At 67.4% G+C, this 18108-nt stretch carries 12 protein-coding genes; 8 read left to right on the top strand and 4 right to left on the bottom strand.

The window, feature by feature from the left end; genetic code table 11:
- Window positions 1-96 precede the first annotated feature (96 nt).
- Window positions 97-1398, top strand: a complete 1302-nt coding sequence (locus IQ292_RS02840; RefSeq protein WP_203308772.1) for a hemolysin family protein — start codon at window positions 97-99, stop codon at window positions 1396-1398.
- Between the two features lie 24 nt (window positions 1399-1422).
- Here IQ292_RS02840 and map read toward each other — a convergent pair whose 3' ends face one another.
- The 3 genes from map to purD are packed head-to-tail and all read right to left on the bottom strand — an operon-like array spanning window position 1423 to window position 4252.
- On the bottom strand, window positions 1423-2193 hold the full coding sequence (gene map / locus IQ292_RS02835) for a type I methionyl aminopeptidase (protein WP_203308771.1): 771 nt from the start codon (window positions 2191-2193) through the stop codon (window positions 1423-1425).
- A 20-nt stretch (window positions 2194-2213) separates the two neighbouring features.
- Entirely contained in the window at window positions 2214-2933 is a 720-nt protein-coding gene (locus IQ292_RS02830; RefSeq protein WP_203308770.1) for a hypothetical protein, read from the bottom strand.
- A 59-nt stretch (window positions 2934-2992) separates the two neighbouring features.
- Window positions 2993-4252: a phosphoribosylamine--glycine ligase gene (gene purD / locus IQ292_RS02825; protein ID WP_203308769.1), complete on the bottom strand. Its 1260-nt coding sequence runs from the start codon at window positions 4250-4252 to the stop codon at window positions 2993-2995.
- Between purD and xseA the strand changes: the two genes are divergently transcribed.
- The 4 genes from xseA to IQ292_RS02805 all read left to right on the top strand — a co-directional run bounded on the left by xseA (window position 4251) and on the right by IQ292_RS02805 (window position 10090).
- Window positions 4251-5672, top strand: a complete 1422-nt coding sequence (xseA, locus tag IQ292_RS02820; RefSeq protein ID WP_203308768.1) for an exodeoxyribonuclease VII large subunit — start codon at window positions 4251-4253, stop codon at window positions 5670-5672. The two genes, purD and xseA, sit on opposite strands and share 2 nt — an antisense overlap.
- Before the next feature lie 13 nt (window positions 5673-5685).
- A complete protein-coding gene (locus IQ292_RS02815) occupies window positions 5686-5886 on the top strand; it encodes a DUF2093 domain-containing protein (RefSeq protein WP_203308767.1) in 201 nt (66 codons plus the stop codon).
- 20 nt (window positions 5887-5906) lie between these two features.
- Entirely contained in the window at window positions 5907-6749 is an 843-nt protein-coding gene (locus IQ292_RS02810; protein ID WP_238940725.1) for a M23 family metallopeptidase, read from the top strand.
- A 281-nt stretch (window positions 6750-7030) separates the two neighbouring features.
- Window positions 7031-10090: a TonB-dependent receptor gene (locus tag IQ292_RS02805; RefSeq protein ID WP_203308765.1), complete on the top strand. Its 3060-nt coding sequence runs from the start codon at window positions 7031-7033 to the stop codon at window positions 10088-10090.
- Between the two features lie 52 nt (window positions 10091-10142).
- On the opposite strand, the gene clpB is transcribed toward IQ292_RS02805, so the two are convergent.
- Window positions 10143-12722 (bottom strand): ATP-dependent chaperone ClpB, encoded by a 2580-nt coding sequence (gene clpB, locus IQ292_RS02800; protein WP_203308764.1) that lies wholly within the window; start codon window positions 12720-12722, stop codon window positions 10143-10145.
- Window positions 12723-12887: 165 nt separating this feature from the next.
- Here clpB and IQ292_RS02795 point away from each other — a divergent pair, with 165 nt between their 5' ends.
- The 3 genes from IQ292_RS02795 (at window position 12888) to IQ292_RS02785 (ending at window position 18085) form a co-directional block, all read left to right on the top strand.
- Window positions 12888-15734 (top strand): M16 family metallopeptidase, encoded by a 2847-nt coding sequence (locus tag IQ292_RS02795; RefSeq protein ID WP_203308763.1) that lies wholly within the window; start codon window positions 12888-12890, stop codon window positions 15732-15734.
- Between the two features lie 11 nt (window positions 15735-15745).
- Entirely contained in the window at window positions 15746-16045 is a 300-nt protein-coding gene (locus IQ292_RS02790) for a hypothetical protein (RefSeq protein ID WP_203308762.1), read from the top strand.
- Window positions 16046-16147: 102 nt separating this feature from the next.
- Window positions 16148-18085 carry a CocE/NonD family hydrolase gene (locus IQ292_RS02785; RefSeq protein WP_203308761.1) on the top strand — a complete coding sequence of 646 codons (1938 nt, stop codon included), beginning with the start codon at window positions 16148-16150 and terminating at the stop codon, window positions 18083-18085.
- Window positions 18086-18108: the final 23 nt, after the last annotated feature.

The following is an 18108-nucleotide window of genomic DNA, read 5'->3' as shown; positions in this document are numbered from 1 at the left end:
GCGATCTGAACAGGTGCTGATCGACGACCCACTTATGTCGTGTTCATCGAACCGGTTGTCGCGCCCGCGATTGTCGGGCAAAGAGGCACAACGCCGATGGCTCCTCTCCCGCCCTTTCCCTGGATCGACGTCCTCATCATCCTCGCGCTCGTCGCGTTGAACGGGGTGTTCGCGATGAGCGAACTCGCGATCGTCTCGTCGCGCCGCGCGCGGCTGGAGGCGATGGCCCGCACAGGCCGCAAGGGGGCAGGCACCGCGATGGCGCTGGCCGCCGATCCCGGCAAGTTCCTCTCGACCGTGCAGATCGGCATCACGCTGATCGGCATCCTCGCCGGCGCCTACTCCGGATCCAGCCTGGGCGGCCCCACCGCGGCGCGGCTGCAGGCGATGGGCCTGTCGCAGCACAGCGCGGAGACGCTGGGCTTCGCGCTCGTCATCGGCCTGACCACCTATGCCTCGCTGATCATCGGCGAACTGGTCCCCAAGCAATTCGCGCTCCGTAAGCCGGAAGTCGTCGCGGCGCTGGTCGCGGTGCCGATGCGCTGGATCGCGGTGATCTGCGCGCCGCTCGTCTGGCTGCTTGATTCGTCGAGCGCGCTCGTCTTCCGCCTGATCGGGCTCAATCGCGAATCGGAAGACCAGGTGACTGCGGAGGAGTTGCACCTGATCGTCGCGGAAGCGTCGAAGTCGGGTGTCATCGAGGAGCATGAGCGGACCATCATTTCCGGCGTCGTCCGCCTCGCCGACCGGCCGGTGCGCGAGGTGATGACGCCCCGCACCGAAGTCGACTGGCTCGATGTCCGCGCCAGCGCGGACGAGGTTCGCGACGCGCTGCTCGTCTCGCCGCACAGCCGCATTCCCGTCGCAGAAGGATCGATCGACGCGGTCGTCGGCGTGGTCCAGGCGCGCGACATCGCCGGCGCGCTGCTCCGCGGCGCGCCGCTCGACCTGACGCAGCTGATGCGCAAGGCGCCGGTGGTCATCGACCGTATCGACGCGATGGACGCGCTGATCGAGCTGCGCCGCGCGGAGGTGCCGATGGCGCTGATCCACGACGAATATGGCCATTTCGAAGGGATCGTCACGCCGTCCGACCTGCTGGCCGCGATCGCCGGCGAGTTCGCGTCGGATGCCGATCCGGACGAGGCGCCGTCCGTCGTCGTCCGCGACGACGGTTCGCTGCTGGTCGCGGGCACGATGGCGGCGGATGCATTGGCAGAGCGGCTCGGTATCGATCTGCCAGAGGATCGCGATTATGCCACGGTCGCGGGCCTCGCGCTCGCCGCCTTCCGTCACCTGCCGGGCGAGGGCGAGAGCTTTGAGGAGCAGGGCTGGCGGTTCGAGGTGGTCGATCTCGACGGTCGCCGTATCGACAAGCTGCTGGTCAGCGAGGCGTAGCGCGGGCGCGCTTGCCACGCGTCGTCAGCGCGGCGCCAGCACCTCGTCGCGCCTCAGGGTGAGCACCTCGACCCCCGTCGCGGTCACCGCCACGGTATGCTCGAACTGCGCGGAGAGCTTGCCGTCGCCCGTCACCACGGTCCATCCGTCGTCCTCGGTGGATACGCGGCGCGTGCCCTGGTTGAGCATCGGCTCGATCGTGAAAGTCATGCCCTCGCGCAGCGTCGCGCCGGACCCTGCCCGCCCGAAGTGCAATGCCGTCGGTTCCTCGTGCATCTCGCGGCCGATCCCGTGGCCGCAATAGTCGCGCACGACCGAATAGCCGTTGGCCTTGGCATGCTTCTCGATCGCAAAGCCGATGTCGCCCAGCCGGGCGCCGGGACGTACCGCATGGATGCCTTTCCACATCGCCGCCTGCGTCACGCTCAACAGCCGACGCGCCGCCGGCGGGACCGTGCCGATCGCATAGGTCTTGCTCGAGTCGGCGATATAGCCGTTCTTCTCGAGCGTAATGTCCAGATTGACGATATCGCCGTCGCGCAGCACGTCGGTGGCCGCAGGCACGCCGTGGCAGACGACGTTGTTGATCGAGCTGTTGAGCACATAGGCGAAGCCATATTGCCCCTTGCTTGCCGGCCGAGCGGCGAGGTCGACGGTGATGAACCGTTCGACCATGTCGTTGATCGCCAGCGTCGAAAGGCCGGCGAGCGGCTGTGCGTCGAGCATCTCGAACACCGACGCCAGCAGGCGGCCGGAAATGCGCATCAGCGCCAGTTCGTCGGCGGTCTTGATCATCGGCGTGTCCGTTCGGCCGCTCACAGGCGGCCGAACATCGCCTCGAACCCCTTGACGTCGCCCGCCGCCAGGAAGCGGGCCTGCTCGATCCAGCGGTCGCGCGCCATCCGGCCGCTGAACGCGCCCAGATCGGCGTCGAGCCGCGCCGCGGCCGCGTCGTCGAGCACGGCAAGCTGGCCAACGCGGGTGATGCCGAGTTCGCTCAGTCGCGCGGCGACCTTCGGTCCGAGCCCTTTCAGCAGGGTAACCGGCCGGTCCGCCGGATCGTCGGACGCGGGACCGGCGTCGGGCGCCGAGGCGGCCTCGGCCTGAGGCGCGGCGTCGAGCGGCGCGGCGGCCGCGATCGGTTCGTCCGCGATCGGGGCCGCGGCAACGGGCGCGGCGTCGGTGGCAGGCTGGTCGAGCGGCGGCGGGGGAGGCGCGGTGGGGACGGGCGCGGTGGGGACCGGCGCCGGGGATGGAGCAGGCTCGGCGCTCGCCCTGGGGGCGGCGCGCCTCTCCCGGCCCTCCTCCGGCACCGACGCCGGCGGGGACAAGGGCATCTGCGCCGTTTCCGCATTGCTCGCCTCGATCGTGCGCTCGGCTTGCTTGCGGCGGTGCTTCAGCCGCGCACCCCAGATCAGGCCGATGATGACGAGGATCGCGAAGATCGCGATCACCGTCAGATGCGCGGTGGTGAAGAGCGTGGTCGTGTCGGGCAACAGGCTTTCGCCCGGGGCCGAGGAGGCGCTGTCGTTCATCCTGTCATCCTAGTCGCGGTCGCGCCGCCTGCCTATGGGCTCGCGAGCAAGACGTGCCGTCAGCGCGCCAGTTCCCGCCAGCCGATGTCGCGGCGGCAGAAGCCGTCGGGGAAACGGATGGCGTCGACGCCGCGATAGGCGGCATCGCGCGCCGCGCGTATGTCCCTGCCGGCCGCGGTCACCGCCAGCACGCGGCCGCCGGCGGCGACCAACTGCCCGTCCGCGAGGCGCGTGCCCGCCTGGAAGACGACCGCGCCGGTCGCTTCGGCGGAATCGATCCCGGCGATCGCTCCGCCCGCTGCCGGCGTGCCGGGATAGCCCCTGGCAGCCAGCACCACCGTCATCGCGCTGTCCTCGACGAAAGCCGGCGGCGGTGCCTGGTCGAGGCGCCGCTCCGCGACCGCGAGCAGCAGCTGCGCCAGGTCGCCGCGAAAGCGCAGCATCAGCACCTGGCATTCGGGGTCGCCGAACCGCGCGTTATACTCGATGAGCTTCGGCCCGGTCGACGTCAGCATCAGCCCCGCGTAGAGAACGCCGCTGAACGGCGTGCCGTCCGCCGCCATCGCCTCGACCGTCGGCGCGACGATCTCGTCGATCGCTCGCCGTTCGAGTTCGGGGGTCAAGACGGGAGCGGGACTATAGGCCCCCATGCCGCCGGTGTTGGGGCCGGTGTCGCCCTCGCCGACGCGCTTGTGGTCCTGCGCGCTGCCGAACGGCATCAGCGTCGTGCCGTCGGTCAGGACGAACAGGCTCGCTTCCTCGCCGTCGAGGAACTCCTCCAGCACCACGGGTGCGTCGCCGTGCGCGAACATTGCGTCGAAAGCCTCCGTCGCGTCCGCCTCGCTGGCGGCGATCACCACGCCCTTGCCCGCCGCAAGGCCGTCCGCCTTGATGACGACGGGATAGCCGAAGGTCGTCGCCAGCGCAGCCTCCGCCTCGGCGCGGCTGTTGACGCGGACATAGCCGGCGGTCGGGATGTTCGCGCGGCGGCACAGGTCCTTGGTGAAGCCCTTCGATCCTTCCAGCTGGGCGGCGGCCCTGTCCGGCCCGAACACCGCGACGCCCGCGCCGCGCAGGGAATCGCCGAGGCCATCGACCAAAGGCGCCTCGGGCCCGATCACGACAAGGTCGACGGCATGGTCGCGGGCAAAGGCGATCACGGCCGCGTGATCCGTCGTATCGAGCGCGATGCAGGTCGCATGCTCGGCGATCCCGGGGTTGCCAGGCGTCGCATAGAGCGTATCGAGGGTCGGCGACTGCGCCAGCCTCCACGCCAATGCGTGTTCGCGTCCGCCGGAGCCGACCAACAGGACGTTCATGCCCGATCCCTTTCTCGATGATGATCCGCGGCTGCTAGCCGAGCAGCGCCCCGGCGACAACGCGCTGGCTTTGTCCGTCGGAGAGCTGAGCTTCAAGCTCAAGCGCATGGTGGAGGGCGAGTTCGGTCATGTCCGCCTCCGCGGCGAGATTTCCGGTTACAAGCGCGCCGCTTCCGGCCACGCCTATCTGTGCCTGAAGGACGAATCCGCCGTGATCGACGGCGTGATGTGGAAGGGGCAGATGGCCGGCCTCGCCTTTGCGCCGCAGGACGGCGTCGAGGTCATCGCGACGGGGAAGCTCACCACCTATCCCGGCCGATCCAAATATCAGATCGTCATCGAGCGGATGGAGCTCGCCGGCGCCGGCGCGCTGATGGCGCTGTTCGAAAAGCTGAAGGCGCAGCTCGCGGCGGACGGGCTGTTCGACCCGGCACGCAAGCAGCGGCTGCCTTATCTGCCCCGCACGATCGGTGTCGTCACCTCGCCGACCGGCGCGGTCATCCGCGACATCCTGTATCGGCTTGAGGACCGCTGTCCCAGCCATGTCGTCGTCTGGCCGGTGAAGGTGCAGGGGCAGGGGGCGGCGGAGGAGGTCGCGGCGGCGATCCGCGGCTTCGACGCGCTGCCGGCGTCGCCGGCTGGCTCCGGGCTGCCGCCCCGCCCCGACCTCGTTATCGTCGCGCGCGGCGGCGGCTCGATCGAGGATTTGTGGGCCTTCAACGAGGAAGTCGTCGTCCGCGCCGTTGCCGCCTGCTCGATCCCGATCATCTCCGCCGTCGGGCACGAGACGGATACGACGCTGTGCGACTATGCCGCCGATCTGCGCGCCCCGACCCCGACCGCGGCGGCCGAACTCGCGGTGCCGGTGCTCGCCGACCTGCGTCTCACGGTGCAGAGCCACGCCGCGCGCACCTTGCGTTGCGCAAGCCGCTACGTCGAGCGCGGACGCGAGCGGCTCGGCGCGACGGCGCGGCTGCTGCCGAAGCGCGATGCCCTGCTCGGTCCGCAGCGGCAGCGCGCCGACGACGCAGGGCAGCGGCTCGACCGCGCGCTGGAGCGGCGGATCGCGGCGGCGCGCGGCCAGCTTGATCGCAACGGGGGGGCGCTGCGTCCTGCGGTCCTGCAGCGGCAGTGGGAGGGGGCGCGCCACCGGCTGGAGGCGACGTGGCGGCTCGCACAGTCGCTCAATCCGGACGCTGTGCTCGATCGGGGCTATGCACGCGTTACCACGCGGGAAGGCGCGACGCTGGTGAGCGCCGATGCGGCGCGTGCCGCAGGCGCGTTGACCGTGCGCTTCCGCGATGGAACCGTGGACACGGTCGTCGCGTCGGACGAGTCGCCCGTCGATCGGCCCAAGGCCGAACGCGCCCGCTCCAGATCCGCGGCCCCTTCCAGGGGCGACCAGCCGACCTTGCTTTGACAGGATATCCGCGATGCTCGTATCCAATTCTGATCGCCCGGCCCGTTTGCACTATATGGCCAACGGCTTCCGCGTGCTCAGTCCCGGCGACCATGTCACCTGCGCGGTGACGGGCGCGCGCATTCCGCTCGACGTGCTGCGCTATTGGAGCGTCTCCCGTCAGGAGGCCTATGCCAATGCGGACCAGGCCGCCGAGGCGCTGCGCCCGCAATGAAACGGGCGGCGGCGATCGGAATGGCGGCCCTCCTCGCGGTGGCGGGGGCCGCCATCTCCATCGCCGCGCCGCCGCGCGACGGGGCCGGCAGTGCGCGTGAGTCCGGCTCCCTCCGCTGGACGGGCAGCCTCACGCAGGGCGGGCTGATCCGCGGTACCGCGCCCGCCGGCACGGTGTCGCTGACGCTGGACGGCCATCCCGTTTCGCTTGCCGGCGACGGCTTCGTCATCGGTTTCGATCGCGATGCCGGGCCGGTCGCCACCCTGGTGGCGACGCGCGCGGACGGCAGCGTCGAGACGCAGCGGCTGGACGTCGCGCCGCGTGCGTGGCGGATCGAGCGGCTCGACACGTTGCCGCGCTTTCCCGAGCCGGACCCCGTGTTCGCGAAGCTGCGGCCGCCGGAGCTGGCACAGATCGCCGCGGCGCGCGCGATGGTCACCGACGCGCAAGGGTGGCGCCAGGCGTTCGCCTGGCCGGCGGAAGGGCGCATCTCTGGTCTTTTCGGCGCGCAGCGCATCTACCGTGGCGAGGCCGCTGCCTATCACGGCGGCGTCGACGTCGCGCTGCCCGCCGGCACCCCCGTGCGCGCGCCGGCCGACGGTGTCGTCATCCTTGCCGCCGATCACCCCTTCACACTGGAGGGCAATCTGCTGATGATCGACCACGGCCTCGGTCTCAACAGCGCGTTCCTGCACCTTTCCCGCATCGATGTCCGACCGGGCGACCACGTCCGGCAGGGGCAGGTGATCGGCGCCGTCGGCATGACCGGCCGCGCGACCGGCCCACACCTCCACTGGGGCCTGCGCTGGAACGACGCGCGCCTCGATCCCCTGCTGATCGCAGGCCCGATGCCGCTTCGGTGACGCTGTTCGCATTTGCAGCATCTTTGCTGCGCGTGCTCGGGTAATAAGCACATTATGCATTGCGTTTGACGGTCGCGGCGCATGATGTGTGACTTTTGTGGCACAACCTTCATCAAAGCTTCATGATGACAAATGTGACACCTTTACAGTCCTACCCTCCATTGCTTTGATCCGCGCACGTCTCGTGGAGGTCGTTCAGGCGGCTTTTGGGGGCTTGGTACAGCCCGGCTATCGGCACTGCAAAAAGCGGGTCGAACGGTCGGGCCAAGCGAGGGAAACACATGATCAGCACATTGAACTTCGCGCGCCGCGCGTTGCGCGGCGGCACGGCGTTGCAGGCACTTGCGTTGATGGGCGCCGGCGTCGGCATGGTCGCGATGGCAGCGCCGGCCGCCGCACAAGACTATACCAACGTGACCGCGGCGGGCCGCGTGCAAGGCACGGACGGCAAGCCGATCGCGGGCGCGACGGTCGAAATTCGGTCCAAACAGGGTTACAACCGTACGCTGACGACGGACTCGTCGGGCAGTTTCCGTGCAGCGCAGGTGCCGCCGGGGACGTACACCTTCACCATCTCCGCCGACGGCTACGACACGTTCAGCGATAATTCTGTCGTCCTGTCACAGGCAGGTGCCGCCAACCAATTCACGCTGACGCCGGCCGGCGCGGCTGGCGGGGACATCGTCGTGACCGCGGGCCGTGTGCAGGTCGCGGATTTCGAGAAGACAACCACGGGTGCCGTCATCAACGTGGGCGAATTGGCCACCCGCGTGCCCGTCTCACGCTCGCTGCGCGACGTGGTTCTGTTGGCGCCCGGCACCATCCAGGGCGGATCGGCGCAAAACAGCGCCTTCGCGGGCCAAGCAACGATCGGCGGCGCATCGTTCGCCGAGAACGCTTACTATCTTAATGGTCTCAACATTACGGAATTCCGGCAAGGCTTTTCGCCCGTCGCCATCCCGTTCGACTTCTATCAGACGGTCGACGTCAAGAGCGGCGGCTTCCAGGCGGAATTCGGCCGCGCCACCGGCGGTGTCGTCGTTGCCACCACCAAGTCGGGCTCCAACGACTTCCATGGCAGTGTGCTGTTCAACTGGGAGCCGAACGATCTGACCGGTAAGTCGCCGAACACGTACGCCGCGGACAACGACGGCGACTATCACGAGCGCAAGGAAGCGATTTTCCAGCTGTCGGGTCCGATCGTGAAGGACCACCTGTTCTTCTACGGCTTGTACAACACCCGCCAAGTCACCGACATCAACGGCAGCGCGCAGGTGCCGGCGACGGCGCTGATCCAAAGCACCAACAGCCCGTTCTATGGCGGCAAGCTCGACGGTTTCCTGTGGGGCCAACACCTCGAGTTCACGTATTTCAACACCACGTCGACAACGTACAACCGTAGCTTCAACTACAATCCGGCGACCGACCAGCTGAGCACCTTCTCGGGCGGCAGCTCGTCGCGCGCAGGTGGGGAGAACTACGTTGGTCGCTACACCGGCACGATCACCAACTGGCTGACGGTCTCGGCAGCCTACGGCGTCAACAAGAATCGCGCCGGCAGCATCCCACTCGACACCACCACGCCGTTCGTCACCAACAACATCGACACGAACAACGTCTTCCGCGTGCCGGCATCGAACACCAGCAGTTCAATCACGACCAATGACGACCGTCGGGAATTCTATCGCGGCGACGTCGACGTCAGTGTCAACTTCCTGGGTTCGCACCACTTCCGGGCGGGCTATGATCGCGAGAAGCTGACGGCGACGCAGCTCACCAACCCGATCGGCGGCGGTGCCATCGACATCTACCGTTCCGCAGGTGCGGGTGATCTCACCAACACGCCCGTCGGTACGATCTACACCAAGCAGCGCTTCTTCCAGAACGGCGGCGCGTTCAACACGATCAACCAGGCGTATTACCTGCAGGACAGCTGGTCGCTGTTCCGTGATCGCGTGACCCTGCAGCTCGGCATCCGCAACGACCGGTTCGACAACCGCGACGCGGCGGACAAGTCGTTCTATAAGTCGGGCAACCAGTGGGGCCCGCGTCTGGGCTTCACGATCGACCCGGTCGGCGACGGCCGCACCAAGATCTACGGGTCGTTCGGGCGCTACTTCCTGCCGATCGCGGCGAACACCAACATTCGCAGCGCTGGCGCGGAAACCGACTATTCCCGTTACAATTTCGCGACCATTGGTGCGAACGGCCTGCCAATAATTGGCGCTCCGATCACCACGATCACCGGCGGCGCCAACTGCCCCGATACGGGTATTGCCAATTGTACGGTGGTTCGTGTCGGCGAGGTAGCCGATCCTTCGTCGCTTCAGGCGAAGGAACTGAAGCCGCAGTCGCAGGACGAATACATCATCGGCGGCGAGCAGCGGATCGGTGCGCGCATGAAGGTCGGCGCGTACTTTACCTACCGCAAGCTCAACAACGTGCTGGAAGATGCCGCGATCGACATCGCGGCTCGTAACTACTGCTATGCGCAGCCCAATCCTGCAACGCCTGGTCGTAATTTCACCACCGCGCAGTGTAACCGCCTGTACACCGGCTTCTCGCAATACGTGCTGATCAACCCTGGTAACGCCGCGACGATCACATTGTCTGGTCGTGGTGGCTTGGGTCTGCCTGACGGCACCAACCCAACGGTGAACTTCACCGCGGCGCAGCTCGGCTATCCGAAGGCGGTTCGCGACTATAAGTCGATGACCTTCACCTTCGATCGCGAGTTTGACGGCAAGTGGAGCTTCTCCGGCTCGTACGTGCTGGCAGCAGATGTCGGCAATTACGAAGGTGGTGTGAAGTCGGACATCGGTCAGGCTGACTCGGGCGCGACCGAAGACTTCGACCAGCCCGGCTTTGAGGTCGGTGCATACGGTTACCTGCCGAACCACCGCCGCCATACGTTCAAGGCTTATGGCAGCTACCAGGTCGGCGACTTCTTGACGCTCGGCCTCAACGGCGTGCTGCAGTCGCCCAAGAAGTTTGGTTGTATCGGCGTCGTCCCGACCACCGTCGATCCGTTTGCCAACCAATATGCGGGTGGTGGCTTCTTCTGTCTCGACCAGAACAACGTGTCGCAGCCGACGCCGCGTGGCCGGTCGTTCCAGAGCGACTGGCGTAAGTCCGTCGATCTCAGCCTGACCTTCCGCGTGCCGTTCGACTACGACGCCAGCGTCCGGTTTGACGTGTTCAACGTCTTCAACGACAAGTCGAAGCTCGATTTCGACGAAATCGGCGATCTGGACATCGGCGTCCGCAACGGCACCTATGGTCAGGTTCTGACTTACCAGGCGCCGCGTTCGGCGCGCATCCAGCTGCGCGTCGGCTTCTAAGCCGGCAAATCGAGCGTCCTGGGGGCCGGCAGCGATGCCGGCCCCTTTCTCTTTAAGCCACGTCGAGCACCAACCGCCCGTCGCCCTCGTCGACGTGCACCGTCGAGCCGTCCTTCACCTCGCCGCGCAGGATCGCCTCCGCCAGCGGGTCCTGGAGGTAGCGCTGCACCGCCCGTTTGAGCGGCCGTGCGCCATAGACGGGATCGTAGCCGACCCGGCCCAGCCACGCCCGCGCCGCGTCCGTCAGGTCCAGCGTCACCTTGCGGTCCGCCAAAAGCTTGCCGACGCGCGCGACCTGGATGTCGACGATCGGCCCCATGTGCGCCTGGCCGAGGCGATGGAACAGGATCACTTCGTCGAGCCGGTTGAGGAATTCCGGCCGGAAATGCGCGCGGACGACCTCCATGACCTGCGGTTCGACCGTCTCGACCGCCTGTCCCTCCTCGAGGTTCGCCAGATACTGGCTGCCGAGGTTGCTGGTCAGGATGATCAGCGTGTTCGAGAAGTCGACCGTGCGCCCCTGGCCATCGGTCAGGCGGCCGTCGTCGAGCACCTGGAGCAGCACGTTGAACACGTCGCCATGCGCCTTCTCCACCTCGTCGAACAGCACGACCTGATAGGGCCGGCGCCGCACCGCCTCGGTCAGCACGCCGCCTTCCTCATAGCCGACATAGCCGGGAGGGGCGCCGATCAGCCTGGCGACGGCATGCTTCTCCATGAATTCGCTCATGTCGATGCGCACCATCGCGCTCGCATCGTCGAACAGGAATTCGGCGAGCGCCTTGGTCAGCTCCGTCTTGCCGACGCCCGTCGGCCCGAGGAACAGGAAGCTGCCGAGCGGGCGGTTCGGATCCTGCAGCCCCGCGCGCGCGCGCCGTACCGCGGTGGAGACGGCGCGGACGGCATCGCTCTGCCCGATGACGCGCGCGCCGAGCACCTCCTCCATCCGGAGCAGCTTCTCGCGCTCGCCCTCCAGCATCCGGTCGACGGGCACGCCGGTCCAGCGGCTGACCACGCCCGCGATGTCGTCGGCGGTCACCTCCTCGCGCAGCATGGCGCCCTTGGTGGCGCCCTGCGCCTCCGCCAGCTGCTTCTCCAGCGCGGGAATGCGGCCGTAGGAAAGCTCGCCCGCCTTGGCGAGGTCGCCGGACCGCTGCGCCTGCTCCAGCTCGAGCCGCGCGGCGTCGAGCTGTTCCTTGAGCTTGGCCTCCCCGGCGATCTTGTCCTTTTCCGCCTGCCAGCGCGTCGTCAGTTCCGCCGACTGCTGCTCCAGGTTGGCGAGTTCGCCCTCGATCTTCTCCAGCCGGTCCTGCGACGCCTCGTCGGTCTCGCGGCGCAACCCCTCGCGCTCGATCTTGAGGCGCAGGATGCGACGGTCGAGGCTCTCGATCTCCTCGGGCTTCGATTCGACCTCCATGCGGATGCGGCTGGCCGCCTCATCCATCAGGTCGATCGCCTTGTCGGGCAGGAAGCGGTCGGTGATGTACCGGTTCGAGAGCGTCGCTGCGGCGACGAGCGCGCCGTCGGTGATCCGCACGCCATGGTGCATCTCGTACTTGTCCTTGAGCCCGCGCAGGATGCTGATCGTATCCTCGACGGTCGGCTCGCCGACGAACACCGGCTGGAACCGCCGCTGGAGCGCCGGATCCTTCTCGACATGCTTGCGATATTCGTCGAGCGTGGTCGCGCCGACGCAATGCAGTTCGCCGCGCGCGAGCGCCGGCTTCAGCAGATTGCCCGCATCCATCGCGCCCTCGGACTTGCCCGCGCCGATCAGCGTGTGCATCTCGTCGATGAACAGCACGATCTCACCCTCGGCGGCCTTCACCTCGTCGATGACGCCCTTCAGCCGCTCCTCAAATTCGCCGCGATATTTCGCGCCGGCGATCAGCGCGCCCATGTCGAGCGCCATCAGCGTCTTGTCCTTCAGCCCGTCGGGCACGTCGCCGTTGGCGATGCGCAGCGCCAGCCCCTCGACGATCGCGGTCTTGCCGACGCCGGGTTCGCCGATCAGCACGGGATTGTTCTTGGTACGGCGGGCGAGCACCTGGATCGTGCGGCGGATTTCCTCGTCGCGTCCGATCACGGGGTCGAGCTTGCCGTCCCGCGCCGCCTCGGTCAGGTCGCGTGCGAACTTCTTGAGCGCGTCGTAGCGGTCCTCCGCCCCCGCGGTGTCGGCGGTGCGGCCCTGACGCAGCTGGTTGATCGCGGCGTTGAGGCCCTCCGGCGTCGCGCCGGACGCCTGCAGCGCCTTGCCCGCCGCGGTGTTGAGCGACAGCGCGATCGCGACGAGCAGTCGCTCGACCGTGACGAAGCTGTCGCCGGCCCGCTGCGCGATCTGCTCGGCCTGGTCGAGGACTCGCACGGCGTCGTTCGACAGGCCAGGCGCGGTCTGCGCGCCCGATCCGGACACGGCCGGGATCTTCGCCAGCGCGGCATCGATGTCGGCGGTAGTGCGACGAGGATCGCCGCCCGCTGCACGGATCAGCCCTGCGGCCATGCCCTGCTCGTCTTCCAGCAGCGCCTTCAGCAGATGCTCGGGGGTGATCTGCTGATGGCTCATGCGGATGGCGACGGTCTGCGCGGCTTGCAGGAAACCCTTCGCGCGGTCGGTAAATTTCTCGAGGTTCATCGGGATCCTATCCTGTTGAGCAGCGATATGGTGTTGCCGATGTGCAACACAAGTGTGACATCGGGCCGTTGTCGACTTTATTGCCGACGCCGCTTGTCAGTCCTCCGGCGACCGTTATGCTTGAGCGACACAGTCGTTCCAAGTCTTCGGGGGAAGGTTCGCTTCATGAACAAATGTATCGCGCTGACCGGCGTCGCCACGATGGCGCTCGCCTCGCCTGTTCTTGCCCGGGCAGAGACCACGGCATCGATCAAGGCGGCGCCCGTCTCGGCGCTCGTGAAGGATGTCAGCATCCCCTATCAGGAGTTCAGGCTGGCGAACGGACTTCGCGTCATCGTCCATACTGACCGCAAGGCGCCGGTCGTCGCCGTCAGCGTGTGGTATGACGTGGGTTCCAAGCAGGAGCCAAAGGGTTCGACCGGTTTCGCGCATCTGTTCGAACATCTGATGTTCAACGGATCGGAGAATGCACCGGGCGACTTCTTCGCACCGCTCAAGGAAGTCGGGGCAACCGATTATAACGGAACGACCTATTACGATCGCACGAATTATTTCGAGACGGTGCCGACCGCGGCGTTGCCGCGCGCGCTGTTCCTCGAGTCCGACCGCATGGGCCACCTGCTGGGTGCGATCACGCAAGGCGTGCTCGACGAGCAGCGGGGCGTTGTCCAGAACGAGAAGCGACAGGGCGACAACCGCCCCTACGGCCTGCTCGACTATGCGGTGACCGAGGGGCTGTACCCGGCGACGCACCCCTATGGCCACGACACGATCGGATCCATGGCCGATCTCGACGCGGCGACGCTCGATACCGTTAAGAACTGGTTCCGCAGCCACTATGGTCCCAACAATGCGGTGCTGGTGCTGGCGGGCGACGTCGACGTCGCGACGGCGCGGACCTTGGCCGAAAAGTACTTCGGCGACATTCCGGCGGGACCGAAGAGCGAGCTTCCCGTCGCCCCCGTCGTCACGCTGCCCGAGGCGCGAACCGTGACGCTGAAGGACCGCGTGGCGGCGACGATGATCACCCGCAACTGGTCGGTGCCGGGCCTGAACGACAAGGCCACACCCGGCCTGGAGGTCGCCGCCGGGGTGCTGGGTGGCATGGCCTCGTCGCGGTTCACGAACCAGCTGGTGCGACAGGAGAAGCTGTTCACTTCGCTGGCCGCGGAGGACAATGCGTTCGCGCAGGTCGGCACGTTCACCATCCAGGGCCTCGTGCGCCCCGGCGTCGACCCGGCCCTAGCCTCGAAGCGGCTGGACGAAGTGCTCGCTGAGTTCCTACGTACCGGCCCGACGCAGGATGAGGTTTCGCGCTTCGTGACGAGCACTGTTGCGCGCACCGTGCGCGGCCTCGAGGCGGTCGGCGGCTTCGGCGGCAAGGCTGTGGCGCTCGCGGAAGGTGCGCTCTATTCGAACGACCCGGGCTTCTACAAGAAACGGCTGGCTGCGCTCGCGGCGGCGACGCCCGCGAGCGTCAAGGCGGCGGCGGACACGTGGCTGTCGCGTCCGGCGCTGACGGTGAACGTCGTCCCCGGCGCGCGGGACGCCTATGCGGAGGCGCAGGTGCCCCCCAAGAAGGACGTGGTCGCCGCGCCGGACCAGCCAGCCAAGGGCAACCGGGGGGCGATGCCGGCGGTCGGCCAGCTGACGGCGCTGACCTTCCCGAAGGTCGAGCGCACGCGGCTCGCGAATGGCATCGAGGTCGTCTACGCGCAGCGCACCGCCGTGCCGGTGACGCAGGCGGTGCTGAGCTTCGATGCGGGCTTTGCCGCCGACGTGCCGGAGAAGCTCGGCACGCAGCAGCTCGCGGTGGGGATGCTCGACGAAGGTACCGAGCATTACGACGTCAACACGCTTGCCGAGTTGCGCGAACGGCTCGGCATGGGTCTGGGCACCGGCAGCAGCAACGATCGCAGCACGGTGGTGATGAGCGTGCCGAGCGTGAACCTTGCGCCGGCGCTCGACCTGTTCGCGGAGGTCGCGCGGCGACCGGCCTATGCCCCGGCCGAGGTGGCGCGCGTCAAGGCGCAGCAGATCGCGGGGATCCAGCAGGAGCTGACCAACCCCGGCGCGCTGGCGCAGCGGATGACGACGCGCATCCTCGCGGCGGGCACGCCCTATGCCAAGGCGCAGGGCAGCGGCGATCCGGCCGCAGTCGCCACGCTGACCCCGGCCGACCTGCGCGCCTTCCAGCAGGCATGGCTGCGGCCCGACAAGGCCAAATTGTTCGTCGTGTCCGACCGGCCGCTGGCTGAGGTGAAGGCGGCATTGGATGCGCGCTTCGGCGACTGGAAGCCGACGGGCACCCCGGGCACCAAGACCTTCGGCGGCGCGCAGCCGCCGGTCACGCCGAAGATCGTCCTGATCGACCGGCCCGACAGCCCGCAGTCGATGATCGTCGGCGGGCAGCGCACCGGATTGAAGGGCACGGACGACATGCTCGTCCTCAACACCGTCAACGACGCGCTCGGCGGCAGCTTCCTGAGCCGCATCAACATGGACCTGCGCGAAAGCAAGCATTGGTCCTATGGCGCAAGCGGCCGGTTCCAGACCGTCGAATATGCGGCGCCCTACGTCGTTTCCGCCGGCGTCCAGGCGGACAAGACCGGGCCGTCGATCGCCTCTGCGGCGGACGACATCAAGCAATTCGTGACGACCAAGCCGATGACGGATGACGAATTCCGTCTGGCGATCACCGGTGCGATCCTGCAATTGCCCGGCCAGTTCGAAACCTCGCCCGCGGTGTTGGGCGCGATGCAGGCCAACGACCTGTTCAAGCGTCCCGACGACTATTACGCGACGCTCGCCACGCGCTACCGCGCCATGACGCTTCCCGAGCTGCGCACGGCCGCCCAGCGCACGATCGATCCCGCGAAGATCACATGGATCGTGGTGGGCGATGCCACGAAGGTGAAGCCACAGCTTGACAGCCTGGGCCTGCCGGTCGAGGTCGTCCCGGCAAGCGCGGTGGCCGGCGCGTCCGCCGGTGCCACCTCCGCGGCGCATTGAGGAGAGTGACGATGGCCGACATCGACGGCACCTGGGATTGCACCGTCAAGTCGCCGCTGGGCGACCAGAACATGACGCTGACCATCACCACCGACGGCGGCAGCTTCAGCGGCTCCGCCTCTGGCGCGATGGGATCGAGCGACATTTCCGGTGACGCGGCGGGCAACACGATTACGTGGAAGCAGCAGATGACGTCGCCGATGCCGATGACGCTCGACATCGAAGCGACCGCCGATGGCGATACGTTGACCGGGTCGGTCGGCGCGGGCGCGTTCGGCAGCTTCCCGCTGTCGGGGACGCGCACCGCGTGATCGCATCGTTCCGATGACCTTCCGGCCCGCCCCTCGCCATCACTCAGATGGCCGGGGGGCGGGCCTTTTTTCGTTCTACCCGTCGTCTTGAGGAGGATGTCGATGACCCGCCAGCTGCTGCTCGCCAGCGCCACTGCCCTGATACTGTCTGCCGGCACGATACCCGCCACCGTCGGGGCGCAGCAGCGGATCAAGCCGACGACCTGGACGGAACGGCCGGCCACACCGCCGGCGAAGGAAGATGCCTATGGCTATACCCGCCGCGTCGTCGACATACCTATGCGCGACGGCATCAAGCTGCATACGGTTATCGCGATCCCGAAGGGCGGTCATGACCTCGGCATCCTGATGACCCGCACGCCCTATGACGCCGAGGCTGCTCTGGGCACCAGCCCCAGCGGCTATGCCGCGCCGACGGCGGACGGTACGACGGGCGACGATCCGATCACCGAGGGTGGCTATATCCGCGTCTTCCAGGACGTGCGCGGCATGCATGGATCGCAGGGCGGCTATGTCATGAACCCGGCCCCCGTCGGAACGCCCTTCAACCCGAGCAAGGTAGACGATTCCACCGATACGTACGACACGATCGACTGGCTGGTGAAGAACGTGAAGGAGTCGAACGGACGCGTCGGCATCACCGGCATCAGCTACGACGGCTTCCTGTCACTGATGCCGCTGATCAACCCGCATCCCGCGCTCAAGGTCGCGGTGCCGATGAACCCCATGGTCGACGGCTGGCGTGGCGACGACTGGTTCCACAATGGCGCGTTCCGCGAGACGATGCTGCCCTATATCCTGGGGCAGGAGGCGACCGCCGCGGCCGATACGCCGTTCCGCACCGGCTACGCCGACGACTACGAATATTACCTGAAGATGGGCTCCGCCGGCGCCGTGGCGAAGGCGAAGGGTGTCGATCGGATGGGCTTCTACCAGAAGCTCGTCGAGCATCCCTCCTACGACAGCTATTGGCAGAGCCAGGCGATGGACCAGGTGCTGGCGAAACAGCCGCTCAAGGTGCCCGTGATGCTGGTCGACGGGTTGTGGGACCAGGAGGATATCTACGGCGCCCCGGCCGTCTATCGCGCGCTAAAGCCGAAGGACACGAACAACGACATGGTCTTCCTGTCGGCAGGCCCATGGTATCATGGCCAGGAGGCGGGCGACGGCAATGCGCTGGGCGCGATCAAGTGGGACAGCGACACCGCCAAATGGTGGCGTCGCCACGTGCTGGCGCCGTTCCTGGCGCATTACCTGAAGAGCGACCAGCCGGCGATGGACGTCGCCCCTGTCACCATCTTCCAGACAGGCGTCAACGAATGGCAGCGTCTGCAGTCCTGGCCGACCGCGGCGGACGCCAAGGCTAGACCGCTCTACCTGAAGCCGGGCGGTGCGCTCGACTTCACGCCGGCCGACGGCGCCGGCGCGCAGACCGTCGACTATGTGTCCGACCCTTCCGCGCCCGTCAGCTTCCGCGTCCGTCCGCTCAAGCCGACCTATGCGCCCGGCTCGACCTGGCGCCAGTGGCTGGTCGACGACCAGCGCGCCGTGTCCGGCCGGCCGGACGTCGTCACCTTCGAGACCGAGCCGCTGACCCAGGCGGTGACCGTCGCGGGCGTTCCTGAGGTGCATCTGACCGCCTCCACCAGCGGTACGGACAGCGACTGGGTGGTGAAGCTGATCGACGTCTATCCTGAGGGGCTGAAGGCCGACCAGACGATGGGCGGCTATCAGCTGGCCGTGTCGATGGACATCTTCCGCGGTCGGTACCGTGAAGGCCTGTCGCAGGCGAAGCCGATCGCGGCCAACACGCCGCTGCCCTATCGCTTCGCGCTGCCGATGGTGAATCACGTGTTCCAGCCCGGCCACCGCATCATGGTGCAGGTCCAGTCGAGCTGGTTCCCGCTCTATGATCGCAATCCGCAGACGTTCGTGCCCAACATCTTCAACGCCAAGCCCTCGGACTTCATCAAGGCGACGCAGAGGATCACCGTGGCGGGGCCGGATGCGAGCTACATCGCATTGCCGGTGGTGAAGTGATCCGGCAGTCGCCATCGAGGAGC

The sequence above is a fragment of the Sphingomonas beigongshangi genome (assembly GCF_016820445.1).
Lineage (GTDB): Bacteria > Pseudomonadota > Alphaproteobacteria > Sphingomonadales > Sphingomonadaceae > Sphingomonas > Sphingomonas beigongshangi.
The sequence above is the reverse complement of the archived record's forward strand: the minus strand, read 5'-3'. Positions and strand labels throughout refer to the sequence as shown.

Coding starts and splice junctions, on each gene's coding strand:
- IQ292_RS02795 (WP_203308763.1), top strand. CDS start 12,888: ATGAACAAATGTATCGCGCTGACCGGCGTCGCCACGATGGCGCTCGCC.
- clpB (WP_203308764.1), bottom strand. CDS start 12,722: ATGAACCTCGAGAAATTTACCGACCGCGCGAAGGGTTTCCTGCAAGCC.
- xseA (WP_203308768.1), top strand. CDS start 4,251: ATGCCCGATCCCTTTCTCGATGATGATCCGCGGCTGCTAGCCGAGCAG.
- IQ292_RS02815 (WP_203308767.1), top strand. CDS start 5,686: ATGCTCGTATCCAATTCTGATCGCCCGGCCCGTTTGCACTATATGGCC.
- IQ292_RS02785 (WP_203308761.1), top strand. CDS start 16,148: ATGACCCGCCAGCTGCTGCTCGCCAGCGCCACTGCCCTGATACTGTCT.
- IQ292_RS02840 (WP_203308772.1), top strand. CDS start 97: ATGGCTCCTCTCCCGCCCTTTCCCTGGATCGACGTCCTCATCATCCTC.
- map (WP_203308771.1), bottom strand. CDS start 2,193: ATGATCAAGACCGCCGACGAACTGGCGCTGATGCGCATTTCCGGCCGC.
- IQ292_RS02805 (WP_203308765.1), top strand. CDS start 7,031: ATGATCAGCACATTGAACTTCGCGCGCCGCGCGTTGCGCGGCGGCACG.
- IQ292_RS02810 (WP_238940725.1), top strand. CDS start 5,907: ATGGCGGCCCTCCTCGCGGTGGCGGGGGCCGCCATCTCCATCGCCGCG.
- IQ292_RS02790 (WP_203308762.1), top strand. CDS start 15,746: ATGGCCGACATCGACGGCACCTGGGATTGCACCGTCAAGTCGCCGCTG.
- purD (WP_203308769.1), bottom strand. CDS start 4,252: ATGAACGTCCTGTTGGTCGGCTCCGGCGGACGCGAACACGCATTGGCG.
- IQ292_RS02830 (WP_203308770.1), bottom strand. CDS start 2,933: ATGAACGACAGCGCCTCCTCGGCCCCGGGCGAAAGCCTGTTGCCCGAC.